Genomic DNA, 20,883 nt, shown 5'->3' with positions numbered 1-20,883 from the left:
GTGGGATTATTCGATCGCATTAAGAAGAGCCTTTTTGGTCAAAAGGAAACCGAAGAGGAAAAAGAGGAAAAAGCTCAAGAACAACAAGAGCAAGCAGAAGAAAAGGAAGAAGCAGCTGAAGAAGCTCCTGAAAGTACAGAAACACCTGAAACTACAAAAGAAGAAACAGTAAAGACGGAAGAATCTGTTGAAAGTGAATCTGTTGAGAGTACTGAAGCAGAAGAAACTGAGACTGAGGAAGTTAAGGAAGAAACTGAAGCAGAAATTCCTGTTGCTGAAGAAAATGTAGAAAGCAAGGAAGAAGCAGTCGAAGAAAAGACTGAAGAAGCAGAGCCTGAACCAGAAGCAGAAACCACCGAAGACCAGAATGTTGAACTGTACGAAAAAGGCTTGTCCAAGACCAACAAGGGTTTTGGCGCACGTTTGAATGCCTTCTTGGCCAAATTCAGAACGGTTGACGAAGACTTCTTCGACGACCTGGAAGAACTCCTGATTGAGTCAGACGTTGGCTATGAAACCAGCGAAGACTTGACTGACCAGCTCCGAGAAGAAGCCAAGCTGCAAAAGGCCAAGAGCAGAGACGACTTGAAGAAGGTCATCGTGCAAAAGCTGGTTGAAGTCTACGACGACAACGGCGACCCAGAACAGGAAAAACTGGCTTACGACCCTAGTGCCAAGCCAAATGTCTACCTCTTTGTCGGCGTCAACGGCGCGGGCAAGACCACGACGGTCGGCAAACTGGCCAAGCGCCTGCATGATCAAGGCAAAAAGGTCATCCTGGTTGCCGCCGATACCTTTAGAGCCGGGGCGGTCGAGCAGCTGGTTGAATGGGGCAAGCGGGTTGACGTGCCAGTGGTTCGCGGTAAGGACCAGGCTGACCCAGCTGCCGTTGTCTACGATAGCTTGACCAAGGCGATCGATGAACAAGCTGACTACCTTTTAGTCGACACGGCGGGGCGGCTCCAAAACAAGGTCAACTTGATGAATGAACTGGAAAAGATCCAAAGAACCATCAAAAAGCAGCTGCCGGACCAGCCAGCTGAAACTTTGCTGGTTTTGGACGGTTCAACTGGGCAAAATGCCCTGATGCAGGCTAAGGAATTTGACAAGACGACCAAGCTGACCGGTCTGGTTTTAACCAAGCTAGATGGGTCTTCAAAGGGCGGCGTGGTCTTGGCCATCCGCCACGAAATGAAGCTGCCGGTTAAGTTGGTCGGTTTAGGCGAAAAGCCAGAAGATTTGGCCGACTTTGATGCGGCTAATTTTGCCGTTGGTCTCTTCCACGACTTGCTGTAAGAATTAGTCAAAAAGTTACCTGAATTAGTTTTTGCAAAAATAAAAGAAAGAAGATTTTCAATTTCTATGAAAGATGATGCATGTACCAGCATCCTGGTTGGCAAAAAGGCCGCCATGGATGGCAACAACTTGATCGCCAGAAATGACGATACCTTTTCTCCATTAAACCAGCAAAAGTTCGTCGTGAATCCTGCCGTTCACGGGCAAAAGGGCCGCAAGATCAAATCTTGGCTGAACAAGTTTGAAATGGACCTGCCAGAAGATGCCTACCGCTACCCAGCCGTGCCAAACGTTGACTACAAGAAGTACGGCTACTATGAAGAAAGCGGGATTAACGAAAAGAACGTGGCCATGTCAGCCACCGAATCAACTTACGGCAACGAGCGGACCTTGGCCTTTGATCCATTAGTGGTGGACGGTCTTGACGAAGACTGCATCGTTAACGTCGTTTTGCCTTATATTGATTCAGCTCGGGACGGCGTACAGTATCTGGGCAAGCTGATTGCCAAGTATGGGTCACCAGCCGGCAACTCCGTGCTCTTTTCTGATAAGGACGAAATCTGGTACATGGAAATCGTAACCGGTCACCACTGGGTGGCCCAAAGAATTCCAGACGATGCCTACGCAATTGCTGCTAACCGGGTTTCCATTGAAGAAGTTGACTTTGACAAGCCGGACGACTTCATGTGGAGCGAAGGCATCCGGGAATTTGTGGCTGACCACAATTTAAATCCAGACATCTACGCCTGGAACTTCCGCCACATTTTTGGCACCTATACTGAGCAAGACCGCCACTACAACACTTCCCGGGTCTGGTATGGGCAAAAGATCCTGAACCCAAGCATTGAGCAAGACCCTGAAGACCCAGACTTGCCATTTATCCGCAAGGCCGAAAAGAAGATCAGCAAAGAAGACATCGAATACATCCTGGGCTCACACTACCAAGACACGGTCTTTGATCCCTTTGGCACCCGCGGGACGGATGAAGAACACCACCGCTACCGGCCAATCGGCCTAAACCGGACCCAAAACGCCCACATCCTGGAAATCCGCCGGGACGTGCCAGAAGAGATGGCCGGCATCATGTGGCTTTGTATCGGCGGTCCAACCTTTACGCCATTTGTTCCGTTCTTTACCAACATGAATGATACGGATCCGTCATATAGTAACACTAGTCTTGACTACAACATGAATGATGCCTGGTGGTACTACAAGTCCTTTGCAGCTCTGGTTGAAAGCCACTACCCACAATTTGTCCAAGTGGACGTGAAGTACTTGACGGAATTAAACCGCTACTTCAGAAGCCGGGTGGCAGAAGTGATTGAAGCTGGTCAAAAGTATGCTGGCGAAGAGCTGACTGCATACTTAACCAAGGCTAACCAAGAAACGGTTGCTCATACCCGCCAGGAAACCGAAAAGGTATGGGGCGAGCTCTTTAAAGAAGCCATCAAGATGTCCAAATTAACTTTTAACATGGATAAAAATCTATAAATTAGCTATTAAAGCACTGCATCTTGCGGTGCTTTTCTTTATGGACCGGCAACTTTTTGATATACTAATATCCAGGTGAAAAAGATGGATGAACTAAGCAAAAACGAAGCCCTGGGCGATTTATACGCCCTCTATGGCAGCTTGCTAACCAGTGGGCAGCAAGAATATTTTGAAGATTATTATTATGACGATCTTTCACTAGGTGAAATAGCCGACAATCATCAGGTTTCAAGAGCCGCGGTCTATGACAACTTGAAGAGAAGCACTAAGGCGCTGGAAAAATATGAAGCCAAGCTGCAGCTCTTGACCACTTTTGGCCAAATTGAAGCTGGACTAGAAAATGCAGAGGCTTGTCTAGACGATGATGATGTAGCCGGTACGAAACAACAGCTGCAAACCCTCTTGCGGCTGGTCAGAGGAGAATAAAGTAAATGGCATTTGAAAATTTAAGCGAACGATTGCAAAAAGCCCTGCGCAACCTGACTGGCAAGGGCAAGATTTCTGAAGATGACATTAACGCCGCTTCTAGAGAAATCCGTCTGGCCCTCTTAGAAGCAGACGTTAATTTTAAAGTCGTTAAGGACTTTATCAAGACTATCAAAAAGCGGGCCCTGGGCCAAGAAGTTCAAGAATCACTGACTCCAGGTCAGCAAGTCATCAAGATCGTTAACGAAGAACTGACCAAGATGATGGGGGAAGAAGCCGTTGCCCTAAACAAGGCACCGCACATCCCAACCATCATCATGATGGTCGGTCTGCAGGGTACTGGTAAGACCACCACGGTTGGTAAGCTGGCCTACCGCCTGATGAAGGAAGAAAAGGCTCGGCCATTCCTGATTGCCGGTGACATCTACCGGCCAGCCGCCATTGACCAGCTCAAGCAGATTGGGGAAAAGCTGGAAGTTCCCGTTTACAGCGACTTAAACGAAAAGAACGTTGCTAAGATCGTGGAAGCTGGTTTGGCCGAAGCCGAAAAGCACCATAACGACTACGTCATCATCGACACGGCTGGGCGTCTTGAAATCGACGAACCTTTGATGAAGGAACTAGAAGAAGTCAAGGCGGTGGCCCACCCAGACAACATCCTTTTGGTCGTTGATGCCATGACGGGTCAAGCTGCAACCGGCGTGGCTCAAGGCTTTAACGACCGCCTGGACATCACCGGCATCATCTTGACCAAGCTGGACGGGGACACCCGTGGCGGGGCCGCCTTGTCCATTAGAGCCGTAACTGGCAAGCCAATCCTCTTTACTGGTCAAGGGGAAAAATTGACCGATCTTGAAGTCTTCCACCCTGACCGGATGGCTTCCAGAATCCTCGGCATGGGGGACATGCTGACTCTGATTGAAAAGGCTCAGCAAGACTACGACGCTAAGCAAGCCGAAAAGGTTGCCCAAAAGATGCGGGAAAACACCTTTGACTTTAACGACTTCATTGACCAGTTAGAGCAGGTACAAAAGATGGGGCCACTGGATGAAATCATGAAGATGATTCCAGGCATGGCCAACAACCCGCAATTAAAGAACATGTCCATTGACGAAAAGCAGATCGCCCACACCAAGGCCATCGTCTACTCCATGACTCCAGCAGAAAGAGAAGACGAAAACCTGCTAAACCCAAGCCGCCGGCGCCGGATCGCTGCCGGGAGCGGGGTGCCAATCGTGGAAGTCAACCGGATGATCAAGGAATTCAAGGTAGCCAAGGACATGATGTCCAAGGTTACCAAGGGCAACTTCAAGGATCTGGAAAAATTGCCAGGGATGAACTCTCCAATGGCTAAGATGGCCATGCGGAAGATGGGCAAGAGCTTTAAGAAGAAGAAGGCTAAGCGGCTGAAGAAGGTTAAACGGTTCCACTCCTAATTTTTTGAAACTGTTAAGGGAAAATACTTTACAGGGCCTTTTTTCCGTGCTATAGTATAACTATTGAAATTTAGGAGGACACATAATGTCAGTTAAGATTCGTATGCGCCGCATGGGTGCCAAGAGAAAGCCATTTTACCGTATCGTTGTTGCAGATTCACGTGCTCCACGTGATGGCCGCTTCATCGAAGAAGTTGGTTACTACAACCCAGTTTCACAACCAAAGGAATTGAAGCTGGACGAAGACAAGATCTTTGAATGGCTGAAGAAGGGTGCACAACCTTCAGACACTGTTCGTTCACTTCTGTCAGGCGCTGGCTTGATGGCTAAGTTGCACGACGAAAAGTACAACAAGTAATTGGAGAAAGTTTGAGGCACGCGCTTCAAACTTTTTTTATTGAAAAGGAACGAAATGACGATGAACTACTACAACGTGGGCAAGATCGTGGCAACGCACGGCTTGAAGGGCGAAGTGAAAGTGGCGATCACGACTGATTTCCCTGAAGACCGGTTCGCTGAAGGCTCAAGACTGTACCTTGGACCAAACCGCCAAGAAGTGACGGTCAAGGCTGGCCGGCCCTTCAAGCAGTTTTGGCTGGTAACCTTTAACGAAATTCCCGGGATTGATGAAGCCGAAAAGGTCAAGGGGCAAGAATTAGTTGTCAGCGAAGAAGACCAAGGCGAATTGCCAGATGGGGTATATTACTACCGGGACCTCTTAGGCTGCACGGTCGTTGACGATGAAAAGGGTGAAAAGATTGGTGAACTGACTGACATTGAAGCCCCAGGTGCCAACGATATTTGGGAAATTACGGAAGAAAATGGAAAGAAGTTCTGGATCCCTTATATTCCGGATGTAGTCAAGAGCGTTGATATTGAGCAAAAAGTAGTCCGGGTACAATTGATGGAGGGCTTAAGATAGTGAAGATCAATGTTTTGACCCTGTTTCCAGAAATGTTTACCCCCTTGCAGGTCTCTTTGCTTGGGCGCGGACAAGAAGATGGCAAGTGGAAACTAAACCTGGTCAACTTCCGCGATTTTTCAACTAGACCCCACGCTTCTGTTGACGACACGCCGTATGGGGGCGGGGCCGGGATGGTCCTCCAAATCATGCCCATCAAGGCGGCTCTAGAATCTTTAGAAAATAAGGGCAAGGTCATCATCACTGCACCTCAGGGCAAGACTTTTAACGAGCAGATGGCTCAGGAATGGTCAAAAGAAGAGAATCTGACCTTTATTTGCGGCCACTTCGAGGGCTTTGATCAGCGGGTTTATGACTTGGCAGACGAAACGGTGTCGATCGGCGACTACGTATTAACTGGGGGTGAACTGCCAACCATGTCCATGATCGACGCTACGGTGCGGCTTTTGCCAGGGATCTTGGGCAATGCCATGTCGGCTGTGGAAGAATCTTTTTCAGATGGCTTACTGGAATATCCGCAATATACCCGTCCAGCTGACTTTGAAGGGCAGAAGGTACCTGACATCCTTTTATCCGGTAACCACGGCAATATTGCCGAATGGCGGCACTACCAAGCCTTAAAGGCGACCTACCTGCACCGTCCAGACATGCTGGAGGGCCGGGACTTGACCAAAGAAGAAAAGCATATGTTAGCTGATATCAAGGCAGAAATTGCTGACTCAGAAAATTAAGAAAAAATCTTGCGCTGACTTTTTAAATCTGCTACTATATAGAAGTTGGTATTTCAACAAAAGATTAGGGGTGTTCCGCTGGCCGCGAAAAGGTTGATGAATGCCGTAGAAGGAGAAACATAATGGATCCATTAATTCAAGAATTGACTAAAGAACAACTTCGTGACGATATGCCTGACTTCCGTGCTGGGGACACTGTTCGTGTTCACGTACGTGTTGTTGAAGGTACTCACGAACGTATCCAGATCTTCGAAGGTGTTGTAATCAAGAAGAAGGGCACTGGCATCGGTGCTACTTACACTGTTCGTAAGATCGCTTCAGGCGTTGGCGTTGAACGGACTTTCCCAGTTAACACTCCACGTGTTGCTAAGGTTGAAGTTACTCGCCACGGCCGCGTACGCCGCGCTAAGCTTTACTACCTGCGGACTCGTAGCGGTAAGGCTGCTCGTATCGCAGAACGTCGTCGTTAATAGACGCCAGAAAGCCTGCTTCCATGCGGAAGCAGGCTTTTTATTTTGCTTTTTCTTCTTTTTTCTTTCTCTTTTTTTATTTATGTAAAAGTTGCTAGCAAGTTCTTGAACAAGCGTTCGAAAAAATGCTAGAAGATGTGTTATAATGTTTGTTGCTAAGATTGAGCAATAGGCAAAAATGGGGTGAACGGATGAAGCTGGCGGATCTGACTGACTACTTAATAAGAAAATATGGGATCGAGATTGAATTTATCAGCAACCAGTCTCGCTCACTAGCCGCGTTGATTGCACCGGGAGCTTCTGAGAGTTTTGGTCTCCTTTTTAAAGAAAAAGGGGACGAGGCAGAAGAAGCCATGGAGCTTAAGCTGGGTTCACTAGCCCGCTTTTTTGCCAGCCGGCCGGCCTTTAGCCAGAGCCAGTTCATGCAAGACCCGGGCTGGGTCCGGGTGGATTTGACCAGTCCTGACCTGGACGAAGCTTTTTTGTATAAAACGATCGATTCTGCCTTTCAGGCGGGGCGGCCAGTAAACAGGGCACCAAGATCAGAAAAGGTCCATGAACAAGAAAATATTGTCTTGTTGCCGGAAACTGGTGAAAAAAGTCAGCTTGAAGAAAAAGAGTACCAAGCTGAAAAAATTCCGGCGAGAGCTGACTTTATTCAGGCCAGCGACCATAACCGCCTGCAAGAGAAAAATGAGATTCCAGCCCGGATCAAGCAGATGCAGGAAGCCTATGACTATCAGGCTCCAGCTGCCAAAAGGCGAGAGATCAACTTTTACCACCAGGGTCAGCTGATGGCGGACTATGAAGATGATGAAGCATATCATGGCACCGTCGTCAAGACTCGGCCAGTCTATCATGACCTGACGCCCAAGCAGCTTCGGGGCTATTTTACCTGGCGGACGCAGTTCCGAAAAGGTGAAGCTGGCGGCGGTCAAGAAGCTTATTATTACCTCCTGGAAAGCGAACTGGTCTGCCAGATTGGGGTCAAGAATAAAGAAGAGGGTCTAGAGCAATTAAACCGCCTCTTTGAGCAAATGGCCAAAAAGAGCAACCTGATTACCTCCTGGCAGCAAAAGCATCTTTTACAAAATTACATGGTATATTACGCCTTTCCCCAAGCAGAAATTGAAAAACTGTTCACCAGTGAAATCAAGCGCGGGGAAAACTACCAGGCCCTTTTGCAAAAAGACACGCCAGGCTTAGAGATGTATCAGGGGCTCTGCAGCTTGTCGCCCTATCAGCCAAAGGCCAACCCCTTGCTGAAAAAAGAGCCTGAGAAGTTTTACCGGGCGCTGGAACTGGTTTGGCAGGCCTTAAGAGAGGGACCATATGATCTGCTTGAGACCATGGTTGGGCAAAAGCTCACTGTTCCCTTGACTTTATTTAACGAGGTAACTTTTTACAGTCCCAATCCAGTTCAAGAAGCCGAAATTGCCTTACCAGGCGGGATTAGCTATCTTTGTCAAGGTGGCCAGTGGCAGGTGAGCCAGTATTGGCCCAGCCAGCAGCAAAGACGGTTGCTGCCTGCCTTTGTCCATGAATTTGACCGCTTGTTAAGGGATGCACTTCATTTTGGTCGCAAGCTCAAGGAAAAGAAGGTGCCGCCGGCTTATCTAGAAGCCCTGAAAAAGGGAATAAATGCCTTTTTGGCTGAACAAAAAGAAGCAAGTCGGCCCAAGATTGACCTGGATTTGTCGAAATTGGGCCAGATCCGGGCCGATGCCTCGGTGACCCGGGACAACCTGCTGACTGAAGAAGAGAAAGCATTAGAGGCTGAAGAAGCTAAAAAAATAGCAGAAAAGGAAAATCCAGTTCAAAAAACTGAAGAAGAGGATAAAGAAATGGCTAGTCCCCAAGCCGAAAATGACTATGGCTTAAGTCCACTTGAAGTCAGCTTTTTGCTGGACCTAGTCAAGGGAGAGGACTATCAGACTTTGCTCAAGCAGAACCACCTCTTTTTGTCGGTCCTGGTCGACGGCATTAACGACAAGCTTTTTGATGAAATCGGCGATACGGTCATCGACAGCAACGGGGACAGTGCCGAAATCATCGAGGACTACCGGCCAGACTTGTTAGAAATTTTAGGAATCGAGGAAGCATAGTGGAGAAGAAAAGACGCGTGCCAAAAAGAATCGCGCAAACCGTAATCAACTCTTTAAAAGGTGGGGTCGTGCCCCGCATTGGTCTGCCCTACATTACCGTGGGCCGCAAGGCTGAAATTGACGCGCTCTTGCAAGACGTGGACTTGGTCACTGATGGCGGTGCCTCTTTTCGCTTTATCGTCGGCCAGTATGGGTCAGGGAAGAGTTTTTTGCTCCAGACGATCAGAAACTATGTGATGGACAAAAACTTCATTGTGGCTGATGGGGACTTGTCGCCTGAAAGGCGCCTGCATGGGTCAAAGGGGCAGGGGCTAGCCACTTACCGTGAGCTGATCCAAAACCTGGCCACCAAGACTCGGCCAGAAGGCGGGGCCTTGACCTTGATTTTGGACCGCTGGATTAACCAGGTCCAAACGGAAGTGGCGCAAGAGCTGCCATACGACTCGCCTAACTTTAACCAAACCGTTGCCAAGAAGATCCAAGAACAGGTCTTAAGCTTAAACGAAATGGTGCACGGCTTTGACTTTGCCAAGCTCTTGATTCGCTACTATGACGCTTATGTGAGTGGCGATGAAGACAGCAAGGGCAAGGTCGTGAAGTGGTTTAGAGGCGAATACCGGCTAAAGAGCGAAGCGCGTGCCGATTTGGGCGTCAACATTATCATTTCAGACGATGACTGGTATGACTATTTGAAATTATTTGCCGTCTTCTTTAGACAAGCCGGCTATAGCGGCCTTTTTGTCATGATCGACGAGCTGGTCAACCTCTATAAGATTCCAAATGCGATCTCCCGCCAGTACAACTATGAAAAGCTCTTGACCATGTATAACGACGCCATGCAGGGCAAGGCCAAGTACCTGGGCATCTTGATGGGGGCGACCCCGCAAGCGGTTGAAGACCGGCGCCGGGGCGTTTACTCTTATGAGGCCTTGAGATCGCGCCTCGCTGAAGGCAAGTTTTCTAAAGAAGGCAACCGGGACTTGAATGCGCCGGTCATTCACCTAGAGCCCTTAACGCCGGAAGAGATGCTGATTCTGGTGGAAAAATTAGCTGACATGCATGCAGGGCTATACGGCTATGACAAAAAGATCACTGAAGCTGACCTAGCTGCCTTTATCAAGCTGGAATATGGCCGAGTGGGGGCTGAGCGCAAGCTTACGCCAAGAGAAATTATCCGGGACTTTATCGAGCTTTTGGATCTTTCGATGCAAAATCCTGACCAAAAGATTACGGATTTAATGGGGTCAGACCAGTATTTGATTGAGGATCAAGCTGACTCAGATGACGGCGAAAGCAATTTTGCCGAATTTACCATTTAGGGGATACAGGGATGGATGTCTTTAGCCAGTACGCCCCCTTTATCCAGGACTATATCTATAGCCGGGGCTGGGGCGAATTGCGGCCGATTCAAACGGCAGCCGCAGACTTGATTTTTAATACTGATAATAACGTACTCTTGTCGGCAGCAACCGCCTCAGGCAAGACGGAGGCGGCCTTTTTTCCGATTTTAAGCGTCTTGGAAAAAGATCCGCCCCAGTCAGTTGGCTGCCTCTATATTGCACCGTTAAAAGCCTTAATCAATGACCAGTACGAACGATTGACGGAACTCTGCGAAGGGACTGAGATCAATATTTGGCGCTACCACGGCGACGTTTCTTCCAGTCAAAAGCGGAAACTGATGAAGCACCCTAGTGGAGTCCTGCAGATCACGCCGGAATCCCTGGAGTCCCTGCTCTTAAACAAGCATGCCGATATTCCAGCTTTATTTGGCGACCTCCGCTTTGTCGTCATCGATGAGCTCCACTCCTTTTTAAGAAGCGATCGAGGCGGGCAGACCTTTTGCCTGTTAGAGCGACTAAATCGTTTGGCCGGCGTTTCGCCTAGAAGAGTTGGCTTGTCAGCGACTATCGGTGACCCGAAGAAGACGGGGCAATTTTTGGGACAAGGGTCGGGCCACCGAACCACCATTCCGCAAGTGGCTAGTGCTCCGCAGAAATGGCGCCTGTCCATGGAACAGTTTTATAAAAGCGGTCCCCAGGCTTCTGAAGGCACCGAGCCAGCTGCGCAGGCCCCACTTGCTCCTAAAAGTGACCAGGCTCCCGAAATGGCGGATCCTGCCATGGCCTATATCTTTGAGCATACCCGGGGGAAAAAGTGCCTGGTCTTTACCAACAGCCGGGAAGAGTGTGAAGCAGTCTGCCAGATTTTGCGCCAGTACTGCGAAGTGCGGGGTGAGCCCGACCGCTTCATGATCCACCATGGCAACTTGTCGTCAGCTGTCCGGCAAAGCGCTGAAGAAGAGATGAAGGATGACTCGGTCAACTTGACCACCTGTGCTACCGCCACCTTGGAACTGGGCATTGACGTCGGGCAATTGGAGCGGGCCTTTCAGATCGAAGCGCCCTTTACCGTATCAGGCTTTTTGCAAAGAATGGGGCGAACGGGTAGACGGAACAATCCAGCCGAGATGTGGTTCGTTATGCGGGAAGACTACCCAGAAAGCCGGGCTGTCTTTCCTAGCCTAATCCCCTGGTCGCTATTGCAAGGCATTGCATTAGTTCAGCTATATTTAGAAGAGCGCTGGGTGGAGCCGCCTAAGGACCACTATTTGCCTTACAGCCTCCTTTACCACCAGACCATGAGCATCTTGGCTTCTGGCGGAGAGATGGCGCCGTCAGAATTGGCTAAAAAGGTTTTGACCTTGACCTACTTTAAGTGGGTCAGCCAAGACGACTATAAAATCTTGCTCCGGCACCTGATCAAGATTGACCACATCCAGCTCTTAGACAATGGCCACTTGATCGTGGGGCTTGCCGGTGAGCGGGTGGTCAACAATTTCAAGTTCTACGCCGTTTTCCAGGAAAATGAAGAATTTAGCGTTCATGCTGAAAACGTCGAACTCGGAACGGTTGTTAAGCCACCCCCTGTTGGAGAAAAAGTGGCCATTGCCGGCCACGTCTGGGTGGTCGAAGAAATTGACCGCAAGCGCCACCAGGTCTACGTTCACCAGGTCAAGGGCCGGATTCCAGCTTATTTTGGCGACGTGGCAGGGGAGATTCACCCGAAAATCTTGCAGCGAATGCGGCGGATTTTGGCTGAAGACAAGCAATACCCATACCTGATGAAAAATGCCCATGTCCGTTTAGATGAGACCAGACAAATGGCTCAGCATGCGGGATTACCGGAGCGGCAATTGATATCTTTAGGCAGAAAAAGCTACTGTTTCTTCCCTTGGACGGGCTCATACGCCTTTTTAGCCCTAGAGCGCTTTATCCGGCTCAAATGTGCCAGCCGCTTAGGGATCAACAAGTTTGACTCCGTGCGGCCCTACTACATGCAATTTACCATGGATGCCAGCGAAGAAGACTTTTACCGGGTCTTAAAAGAAGAAGCAGCGAAAAACTTTGATCCCCTGGACCTTCTTTACCCCAAAGAAGTGCCGTATTTTGACAAATACGATGACTTCTTGCCAGAAGAATTAGTGAAAAAAGAATTCGCCGAAAGCGTGCTGGACCTCGCCAGCATGCGGGAGTGCATCGAGAGTTTACCGGAATGACATTTTTGTCATTCCTTTTTACTTTCCAAATGTTGTATAATTAACCATAAAAAATCAGACTAATATCTTGATCAATTTTTGTTTTGATTAAATATTAATTTTTAACATCAGAAAGGACCTTGTATCGTTTATATGTCAGTAACCAAACATCCAATTTCCAGTTTTCAGGAATTAGAAAGTGCTGCTGATGACAGTGATGAAATACATTTTAAGCTGGGTGGCCACCAGTGGCTCTTAGTCGATGATGGTAATCCAGCTACGCCAGAAAGCAAGACGCTGATTGACTGCGATGATCCCGATCGCAGCCAGGATTTTGCCAATACGGAGGAATTTATCAGCTGCCAGATTGATGGGCAAGACTTAGCCGACTGCTGGGAGCAGATGAGCGAAGTGGCAGCTTGGAACGTGCAGTTTGAAAGCCTGGAAGAATTTGTGCAGGCCATTGAAGATGGCTGCGAGATTCAATTTTCCTTAGGAAATACTGCCTTTAACCTGGGGGACAACAGCGACCAAAGGGTTTACCGGCAGCTGACCTACCGGGTTCAAGAAGAGGGGCAAGAGCGTCTAGAAATCAAAAAGTTTAAGGATCTTGACCAGCTGCTCAGCTTTGAAATCGCAGGGAAGCCGCTTTCCAAGCTCTGGCAAAAGATGCGGAACGTCGATTATGGTTAATTTTTATTAAGCTTTAATCAGGTAAAATTGGTCTAAATTTTCTTAATGTGGGAGAAAAGCTTATTTTTTTAAGAGAAACCTTTTTTAAAGTTAACAAAGTAAGGAATATGACTTTTTAACTTAAATAAAACAATTTCTGCTTGATTTCAGGTATAATATTAAGAGTATTCGAAATGATAGAAAGATGAAAAGTCATGAATAAACATCGCTACTCCATTAAAAAGTACCTGAAAATGATTGCGGCCAGCTTGATGATTTTTCTCAGCTTAGGCGCATTAACAGCTTGCTCTAGCCAAACAGCCAATAATCTGGCCAGGGCCAAGAAGGATAATCAGATCATCTGGGGCGTGCGACCAGATACCAAATTGTTCGGTTTGACCAATATCAAGACTGGGAAAATCGAAGGTTTTGAAATCGACCTGGCAACGGCCATTACCAAGCAGGTCTTGGGGAAGAAGGGCAAGGCAGTTTTTAGACCAATTACGGAAAAAACCAGAATTACCCTGCTCCACAATGGCTCCCTGGACGCTGTGATCTCCACGATGACGATTACCAAAGAGCGGATGAAGGTTGTTGACTTTTCCGATGTCTACTTTGCGGCTAATGAGTCGATGATCGTCAAGAAGACCAGCAAGATCAGAACCGTTGCCGACTTAAACCACAAGGGCGTGGTCGTGATTGCCATTAAGGGGACGGACGTACCTAACCAGGTGGCCAAGCTAGCGCCAAAGGCCTCAGTCAAGCAGTTTGATGACTATGGCTCTGCTTTTAACGCCTTGAAGGCGGGTCAAGGTGACGTCATGATCGACGACGACGGGATCTTAGCCGGCTTGATCGCCGATGGTCCGCAGTTTACCTTAACCAAGGCATCTTTAGCCCAAGAACCTTACGGGATTGGGGTCGAAAAAGGCCAAGACGACTTGCGCCAGGCTATCAACAAGGCCTTAAAGAGCTTGAGAGCCAACGGCACCTACGACAAGCTGATTCGAAAGTGGTTTGGCAAGGTTTCCGGCTTTGACGTGAAGGAAGCTGAAAGTCAAAAGGTTAAAATTCAATAGCAAAGTAAAAAGCTTTAGGAAATTTCCTAAAGCTTTTTTGCTAGCACGTAAAATTAATAAATTTGTTTCTCGGTTTATTTGGCTTTTTACAATACGGCCCCAACCACGATCAAGGCTAAACCGGCCAAGGTGGTCAAGAGTTCCTTGCCTTCTTGCTTTTCGCCCAGCAGGGTCATCCCGCCAAGAGTGGAGATGATCACGCTCAATTGGCCGTAGATGAAGGCGTTGGTAACCCCGTTTAATTGGGCAGAGATGATGTAAGTGTAAGCAGCAATCCCGAAGGCGATCCCGGCAAAGATGTCTAAGTAGCTGGCCTTTTGCTTGAAGGCAACTTGCTGCTTGCTAAAGAGCAAGTAGATGATGGCACCTAAGAGGATACCCAGGGTTTGCGGCAAGAACATGGATTCAGCGTTGGCTGAGATAGTCTTAGGGAAGGCTGAGTAAACCAGGTAGCCAACCGTCGTCAAGATCAAGAAGAGGAAGTCCTTCTTAGTTGCCTTCTTGCTTTCGTCCGCATCCTTTTCCGTGTAGGCAGTCAAGATTACGCCGACAATGATAATCAAGAGGGCGATTGAGCCAAACAAGAAGTCGTTTTGGCTGTGCCATTCGCTAAAGATCAAAGCCCCGATAAGGGTGTTGCCCACTAATTGCAGACCGGTTGAGATTGGCATGGTCTTGCTGACACCGATTTTGGTGAAGGAAATGAACTGACCGATTTGGCCGATGGTCCAAAAGGCACCAGAGAGCAAAGAGATCAAGAAGACTGGCAAGGATGTGGCTGGCTGCTTGGCGATGGTGACGATGATGCCGACCAGGGTCGCCCCCAGCCCGACGCCTAGGATTTGGTTAGCTGGCTTGCTGGCTGGAACTTTATTAACGATCCAAGGCATGATGCCCCAGCCGATCGCTGGCAATAAGGCAATGATAATATTCATTAATTGAAATACTCCTTTTACTATTAACTTGTCAAGTATTTAATAGGGTACCCGATTAAATGAAAAAGATCAATAGAAAACGCTATGAAAATGATAACCGTTTTCAGAAAGCGATTAAAAAGAAAGAGACAACTTGCAGAAACAAGTTGCCTCTTTCAGTAAATATTCACTAATTGATGTTAGTTCTGTATAAACCAACAACTTTACCCAAAATCTGCACATGGTCTAAAATAATTGGATCCATGCTATCATTTTCGGGTTGCAGGCGGTAGTGCAGGTCTTCTTTGAAGAAGCGCTTGACCGTTGCTTCCCCGTCCATGGTCATGGCAACGACAATTTCGCCATTTTGAGCCGTGTTTTGTTTGCGGACAATGACATAGTCGCCGTTCAAGATGCCGACATTGATCATGGACGTGCCGTGAACTTCCAGCATGAAGAGGTCGCCGGCATCGCTTTCCAAGTCAGGTGGCAGCGGGAAATAGCCTTCAACGTCTTGGACCGCCAGGATTGGTTCACCAGCCGTCACCACGCCGATCACTGGAATGTCCTTTGGGGCGATGCCCAAGGCGTCAAGCCCTTCATGGGTGATTTCCAAGGCTCTTGGCTTGGTAGCATCCTTGATCAAGTAGCCCTTTCTTTCAAGCCGGGTCAGGTGACCGTGGACCGTTGAGGTCGAAGAAAGACCGACTGCTGAACAAATTTCTCTAACAGTTGGTGGAAAGCCGCGGCTTTCTACCGTATCATAAATGTAACGTAAAATTTCGTATTGTTTGGATTCGTGGTTCATGAGCATTTTCCTATCTAAAACTTCCCTTTTGGCTTATTATTTATTTTAGCAAATATTTTGGAGATTTACAAACAGGCGTTCTAAATTTGGCATTTTTTTAGAATTAGCCAGATAATCGCTGAAAAAGCTGCTCATCACGCAATGGAAAGGACTTTGACTAAATGTCACACGAAGAAAAAGTAAGAAACAGAATTAACGAATTATACCAAAAGAAGCAAAACGAAGGCTTGACTGCTGAAGAAGAAGCCGAACGAAAAGACCTACACAAGGAATTTATCGCCAACTTCCGGGCTGGCTTTCGTCAACAACTGGATGGCCTGAAAATTGTTGACAAGGATGGCAACGACGTAACTCCTGAAAAAGCCAAGCGGATTCAAAAGGAAAAGGGCCTTAGATAGAATTTATCCTTTCAAAATGATCTAAAATTTTGTAAGATAGTATTTGTGTAATTAACGAATACATCTTTTCCTTCCAGGAAAACAAACACTAAAACCAACGGAGGTTTGGAATAATGAATTTAGGTTTAGCAATCTTTTTGATCATTTTGGCAGCCTTGCTCGGGGCAGCAGCTGGTTTTTACGGCGCTAGAGCTTACATGAAGAACTACTTCCAAAAGAACCCGCCAATTACCCGGGAAATGGTGGAAATGATGATGTCACAAATGGGGCAAAAGCCGTCTGCAAAGAAGGTTAACCAAGTGATGACCATGATCAAGCACCAATCAGCCAAGAACTAAGCTGAAATTTTAGCGGCAGGAAGACCTGCTGCTATTTTTTTGCCAAAAATGGAGAATATTAGGCTATAATGAAAGCGAAATTAATAAGCCTTGATAAAATAGAGTGTAAGAAAAGATGGGAGGTAAAAGAGAAAAATGGGAACTTTTAGCAAATTATCCTGGTTCTTCAAAGAGCACCGGAAAAGATACCTGCTGGGGATTATCGCCCTGGTGATCACGGCGGCAGCCAACCTGGTGCCGCCACGGGTTTTGGGCATCATGGCTGACCAGCTGGACACGGGGAAGATCGGCTGGGGACAGTTTTTCACCTATCTTATCGCCATTATTATTGCGGCAGCCTTTTTGTACTTCTTCCGCTTTTACTGGCGTAAAGAAATCTATGGCGGGGCCGCCATTTTGGAAAAAGAACTCCGGGGCAAGCTCTACTGGCACTTTTTGCAGATGGACCGGACCTTCTTCCAGCGCTACCGGACCGGGGACCTGATGGCCCGGGCCACCAACGACGTCCAGGCCGTCCAAAATGTGGCAGGCGACGGGATCTTGACCCTGGTTGATGCCATCGTTACCGGGGGCAGCACCTTGATTGCCATGATTTTCTTGGTCGATTGGCGCTTGACCCTGGCCGCCATGCTGCCCTTGCCGCTCTTAACCATTATTGCCCAGTACCTGGGCCGGCGCCTGCACGATGCCTACCTGGATTCACAGGCAGCCTTTTCCCGCTTGAACAACAAGACGCAAGAGTCCTTGTCTGGGATCAAGGTCTTGAAGACTTTTGGCCAAAGTGAACAAGACGCAGAAGCCTTTAACCAGATGACCTATGAGACGATCGGCATCAATAAGAAAGTCTTCCGAATCGACTCCCTCTATGACCCGCTAATTACCCTGGTCATCGGTGTGACCTACGTGATCACCATTATCTATGGCGGGAGCCTGGTGACCAGCCGCGCCATCAGCCTGGGCCAGCTGATCACTTTTGTGGCCTATATCGGGACCATGGTCTGGCCAATGTTTGCTATTGGCTATCTCTTTAACATCTTGGAAAGAGGGAGCGCCAGCTACGACCGGATTGACAACTTGTTAAAGGAAAAGTCCTTGATCGTTGACTCCAGTGACGGCAAAGAAAGCGAGCGGCGCCTTGAAGGGCAGCTGCGCTACCACATCACTAGCTTTGCCTATCCTGATGAACCTGACCAAGCAGTCTTAAAAAATGTGGATTTTGACTTAAAACCGGGCCAAACGGTGGGTCTAGTGGGCCGGGTCGGGTCTGGCAAGACCACCATTATTCAGCTTTTAATGCGGGAATTTGACAACTACAAGGGTCGCATTACCTTTGCCGGTCACGATATCCGTCAGGTGCCCTTGGACGTTTATCTAAAAGAAATTTCCTACGTTCCGCAAAACAACTTCCTTTTCTCCATGTCGGTTAGAGACAATATTGCCTTTGCCAAGCCTGATGCCAGCAAGGAGGAAGTCGAAGCAGCTGCTAAAAAGGCTGCCCTTCATGACGATATCTTGGCCTTTCCAAAAGGCTACCAAACCATGATTGGGGAAAACGGGGTTTCCCTGTCTGGTGGGCAAAAGCAGCGAATGTCGATTGCCCGGGCACTTTTAAACAACAGCGAAATCCTGATCTTGGACGATGCCTTGTCGGCGGTTGATGCCAAAACGGAGAAGGCGATTTTGGCTAATTTGAGAAAAGAGCGGGAGCAAAAGATCACCGTCATTGCGGCCCACCGCCTGAGCAGCGTGATGGATGCCGACTTGATCTTGGTCATGAAAGATGGCCGCGTCGCTGAAGCTGGGACTCATGACCAGCTGCTGGGCTTGGGCGGTTGGTATAAGCGGATGTGGGACCGGCAAGAATTAGCCAAGAAGGTGGGTGAAAGCGATGAATAACGACAGTCAAGAAGAATACCAATCAGTCTGGAATCAAACGATCACTGTTAAAGAACAGTGGCGGATCCTAAAGCGGCTTTGGAAATTCATCTGGCTTTTTAAGGCAGAGCTGTTAACGGCCTTAGCCGGGATGATCATCGTTTCTGCCATCAACATGATGCTGCCAACCTGGCTGCAGTACTATATGGACCACTATCTAAAAGGCGACCACGTTAGCTTCCAGATCATGGTCTATGTAGCCTTGATTTACGCCTTAGGTATCTTATTTAAGGCGGTTTTCCAGTTTACTTATGAGTATCTTTACGCTTTGACGGGGGAGAAGGCCCTGGAAAAAATCCGCCGGGTACTTTACCATAAGATCCATACCTTGGGGATGCGGTACTTTGACCAAACTCCAGCCGGTTCGATTTTGTCTAGAGTGACCAATGACACCATGACTCTTAGCACCTTTATGCAGGTCTTTTCGGCCTTCATGCTGGGGATTGTGTCCATAATCACGGCCTTGATTGCCATGTACATGGCGGATCCAGTTGCGGCAACGATTGTTTTCTTTTTTGTACCGGTCATCATTTTTGCTATTTGGCTGTATAACCGGATCAACTCTAAGACCTACCACGAATACCGGGCACGCAACTCCTTGATCAACACCAAGCTGGAGGAAAGCATTGCCGGGATTTCGGTCATCCAGCAGTTCCGTCAGGAAAAGCGGATCAACCAAGAATTTGAAAAAATTAACAACCAGCAGATGCAGACCCGCTTTAAGCTGATTACGACCAATGGTCTCTTGCTATCACCTTTTACCGGGCTATTGTACTCGCTGGCCTTGGTAGCCGTGTTAGTCTGGTTTGGCTACCCGCTCCGGCAAACCTTTGTGCCAGCCGGGGTTATCTATGCCTTCTCCAATTATATCCAGAACTTCTTTAATCCCTTGTCAGACATGATGAACTCGCTGACATTTTTTACCGATGGGATTGTCGCCGGCAAGCGGATTTTTAAGATTCTGGACCAAGAAGAATATGAGCCAGAGCAAAGGGGCAAAGAGGACGCCAAGATTACCGAAGGGAAGATCGAATTTAAGCACGTATCTTTCTCTTATGATGGCAAGCACGACGTCCTGCACGACGTTTCCTTCACCCTTTTGCCAGGGCAAACCCTAGGCATCGTTGGTCACACGGGCTCAGGCAAAAGCTCCATTATCAACGTCATGATGCGCTTTTACGAGTTCCATGACGGCGAGATCCTGCTGGATGGACACGACATTCGGGACTTTAGCAAAGAAGAGCTCCGGAAAAAGCTCGGTCTGGTCTTGCAGGAACCCTTCATGTTCTACGGGGATGTTGCTTCTAACATCCGCCTTTATAATGACCAGATTTCAGATGCAGCCATTAAAAGGGCGGCGGAAACGGTCCAAGCTGACCGCTTTATCGAAAAACTGCCTGGCAAGTACCATGCTAAGGTGATTGAAGGCGGCAGCGAATTCTCCAGCGGGGAAAAGCAGCTGATTTCTTTTGCCAGAACTTTGGTTACTGACCCCAAGATCCTGATCCTGGATGAAGCGACGGCTAATGTTGACACGGAAACCGAAAGCCTGATTCAAGAAGGGCTGAAAAAGTTGCGCAAAGGCCGGACGACCTTGGCCATTGCTCACCGCCTGTCAACGATTGCCGATGCTGACCAGATCATTGTCTTAGACAAGGGGCGGATCGTTGAACACGGGACTCACGAAGAATTGCTGGCGCAAAAGGGCTACTACTACGACCTATACACCTTGCAGCAAAACCGTGACCTGTAATAAAATAGATACAAAAAATGTCTTGGATTGATTCCAAGACATTTCTTTTTTCTTTTAACTTTTGGATTGTTTGATGTTTTGTGCTTTGTGCTTTTCTACTCAATCCCTGCTAATTGCAGGTTTTTGACTACCTTGAGCCTTTTCAAATCAGCGGTTAATTTTTCTAGACTAGCTTCCATTTGGCTGAGGTCTAAAGACATTAAGACGCTGGCCTGGTGCTGGAGGGGGATGGCTTGGGAAATGGTCAAAATTGAAGCCCCTTGATTGGTGATGCAGGTGATGACCGAGGCAAGTGCTCCTGGCTCATCCGACAGCAGAATGGAAAAAACTGCCTGGTGGCTTGTCGTCATCTCTTTGGGCCGGAAGACATAGTCTTTGTAGCGGTAATAAGTGTTGCGGGAGATGCCGACTCTTTCAGCAGCTTCTGTAACCGTGGCTGCTTCCTTGCCCTCCAGCAGCTCGCGAGCTCGGATGACCTTTTCCAGGTAGTCTGGAAGAATTTTTTTATGAACGTATAAGTAATCTGCCACCACTTTTTCCTCGACATTTCTCTTTAATTTTTGTTTAATAAAAA

The 20,883-nt window shown here is 48.0% G+C and carries 20 protein-coding genes; 17 read left to right on the top strand and 3 right to left on the bottom strand.

Annotated features, from left to right (window positions below; genetic code table 11):
• From ftsY to FC20_RS00980, 13 genes are all read left to right on the top strand, one after another.
• Positions 1-1,296, top strand: a complete 1,296-nt coding sequence (ftsY, locus tag FC20_RS01040) for a signal recognition particle-docking protein FtsY (protein ID WP_008459831.1) — start codon at positions 1-3, stop codon at positions 1,294-1,296.
• 66 nt (positions 1,297-1,362) lie between these two features.
• Positions 1,363-2,787: a C69 family dipeptidase gene (locus tag FC20_RS01035; protein ID WP_008459833.1), complete on the top strand. Its 1,425-nt coding sequence runs from the start codon at positions 1,363-1,365 to the stop codon at positions 2,785-2,787.
• A gap of 84 nt (positions 2,788-2,871) precedes the next feature.
• Positions 2,872-3,213: a YlxM family DNA-binding protein gene (gene ylxM / locus FC20_RS01030; RefSeq protein WP_008459834.1), complete on the top strand. Its 342-nt coding sequence runs from the start codon at positions 2,872-2,874 to the stop codon at positions 3,211-3,213.
• A 5-nt stretch (positions 3,214-3,218) separates the two neighbouring features.
• Positions 3,219-4,649, top strand: coding sequence for a signal recognition particle protein (gene ffh, locus FC20_RS01025; RefSeq protein WP_008459835.1), 1,431 nt, complete (start codon positions 3,219-3,221; stop codon positions 4,647-4,649).
• An 85-nt stretch (positions 4,650-4,734) separates the two neighbouring features.
• Positions 4,735-5,007, top strand: coding sequence for a 30S ribosomal protein S16 (gene rpsP / locus FC20_RS01020; RefSeq protein ID WP_002879737.1), 273 nt, complete (start codon positions 4,735-4,737; stop codon positions 5,005-5,007).
• 60 nt (positions 5,008-5,067) lie between these two features.
• On the top strand, positions 5,068-5,571 hold the full coding sequence (gene rimM / locus FC20_RS01015; RefSeq protein ID WP_039943107.1) for a ribosome maturation factor RimM: 504 nt from the start codon (positions 5,068-5,070) through the stop codon (positions 5,569-5,571).
• Positions 5,571-6,302, top strand: coding sequence for a tRNA (guanosine(37)-N1)-methyltransferase TrmD (gene trmD, locus FC20_RS01010; protein ID WP_008459841.1), 732 nt, complete (start codon positions 5,571-5,573; stop codon positions 6,300-6,302). Before rimM ends, trmD begins: the two co-directional genes overlap by 1 nt.
• 122 nt (positions 6,303-6,424) lie before the next feature.
• On the top strand, positions 6,425-6,772 hold the full coding sequence (gene rplS, locus FC20_RS01005) for a 50S ribosomal protein L19 (protein ID WP_008459843.1): 348 nt from the start codon (positions 6,425-6,427) through the stop codon (positions 6,770-6,772).
• Between the two features lie 191 nt (positions 6,773-6,963).
• On the top strand, positions 6,964-8,877 hold the full coding sequence (locus FC20_RS01000) for a TerB N-terminal domain-containing protein (protein ID WP_056945278.1): 1,914 nt from the start codon (positions 6,964-6,966) through the stop codon (positions 8,875-8,877).
• The gene (locus tag FC20_RS00995) at positions 8,877-10,196 is read left to right on the top strand and encodes an ATP-binding protein (protein WP_008459846.1); all 1,320 of its coding nucleotides are present in this window, start codon (positions 8,877-8,879) and stop codon (positions 10,194-10,196) included. The genes FC20_RS01000 and FC20_RS00995 overlap by 1 nt, the downstream gene beginning before the upstream one ends.
• A gap of 11 nt (positions 10,197-10,207) precedes the next feature.
• Positions 10,208-12,433, top strand: a complete 2,226-nt coding sequence (locus FC20_RS00990) for a DEAD/DEAH box helicase (protein ID WP_056945277.1) — start codon at positions 10,208-10,210, stop codon at positions 12,431-12,433.
• A 132-nt stretch (positions 12,434-12,565) separates the two neighbouring features.
• Positions 12,566-13,105, top strand: a complete 540-nt coding sequence (locus FC20_RS00985; RefSeq protein WP_008459854.1) for a hypothetical protein — start codon at positions 12,566-12,568, stop codon at positions 13,103-13,105.
• A 233-nt stretch (positions 13,106-13,338) separates the two neighbouring features.
• A complete protein-coding gene (locus FC20_RS00980) occupies positions 13,339-14,163 on the top strand; it encodes a transporter substrate-binding domain-containing protein (protein WP_420323797.1) in 825 nt (274 codons plus the stop codon).
• A gap of 86 nt (positions 14,164-14,249) precedes the next feature.
• Here FC20_RS00980 and FC20_RS00975 read toward each other — a convergent pair whose 3' ends face one another.
• Both FC20_RS00975 and lexA read right to left on the bottom strand, forming a co-directional pair.
• On the bottom strand, positions 14,250-15,098 hold the full coding sequence (locus FC20_RS00975) for a GRP family sugar transporter (protein WP_008459858.1): 849 nt from the start codon (positions 15,096-15,098) through the stop codon (positions 14,250-14,252).
• A gap of 169 nt (positions 15,099-15,267) precedes the next feature.
• Positions 15,268-15,891: a transcriptional repressor LexA gene (lexA, locus tag FC20_RS00970; protein WP_201779594.1), complete on the bottom strand. Its 624-nt coding sequence runs from the start codon at positions 15,889-15,891 to the stop codon at positions 15,268-15,270.
• Between the two features lie 155 nt (positions 15,892-16,046).
• Here lexA and FC20_RS00965 point away from each other — a divergent pair, with 155 nt between their 5' ends.
• The 4 genes from FC20_RS00965 (at position 16,047) to FC20_RS00950 (ending at position 20,309) form a co-directional block, all read left to right on the top strand.
• The gene (locus FC20_RS00965; protein WP_008459862.1) at positions 16,047-16,283 is read left to right on the top strand and encodes a DUF896 domain-containing protein; all 237 of its coding nucleotides are present in this window, start codon (positions 16,047-16,049) and stop codon (positions 16,281-16,283) included.
• Between the two features lie 113 nt (positions 16,284-16,396).
• A complete protein-coding gene (locus FC20_RS00960) occupies positions 16,397-16,621 on the top strand; it encodes a YneF family protein (RefSeq protein ID WP_008459863.1) in 225 nt (74 codons plus the stop codon).
• Positions 16,622-16,756: 135 nt separating this feature from the next.
• A complete protein-coding gene (locus tag FC20_RS00955) occupies positions 16,757-18,517 on the top strand; it encodes an ABC transporter ATP-binding protein (RefSeq protein WP_008459864.1) in 1,761 nt (586 codons plus the stop codon).
• Positions 18,510-20,309: an ABC transporter ATP-binding protein gene (locus FC20_RS00950; protein WP_039943118.1), complete on the top strand. Its 1,800-nt coding sequence runs from the start codon at positions 18,510-18,512 to the stop codon at positions 20,307-20,309. Before FC20_RS00955 ends, FC20_RS00950 begins: the two co-directional genes overlap by 8 nt.
• Positions 20,310-20,404: 95 nt before the next feature.
• Here the strand turns inward: FC20_RS00950 and FC20_RS00945 are convergent, their stop codons facing one another.
• A complete protein-coding gene (locus tag FC20_RS00945; protein ID WP_039943119.1) occupies positions 20,405-20,839 on the bottom strand; it encodes an ACT domain-containing protein in 435 nt (144 codons plus the stop codon).
• Positions 20,840-20,883 lie beyond the last annotated feature (44 nt).

Source organism: Lactobacillus equicursoris DSM 19284 = JCM 14600 = CIP 110162, assembly GCF_001434815.1.
GTDB lineage: Bacteria > Bacillota > Bacilli > Lactobacillales > Lactobacillaceae > Lactobacillus > Lactobacillus equicursoris.
The sequence above is the reverse complement of the archived record's forward strand: the minus strand, read 5'-3'. Positions and strand labels throughout refer to the sequence as shown.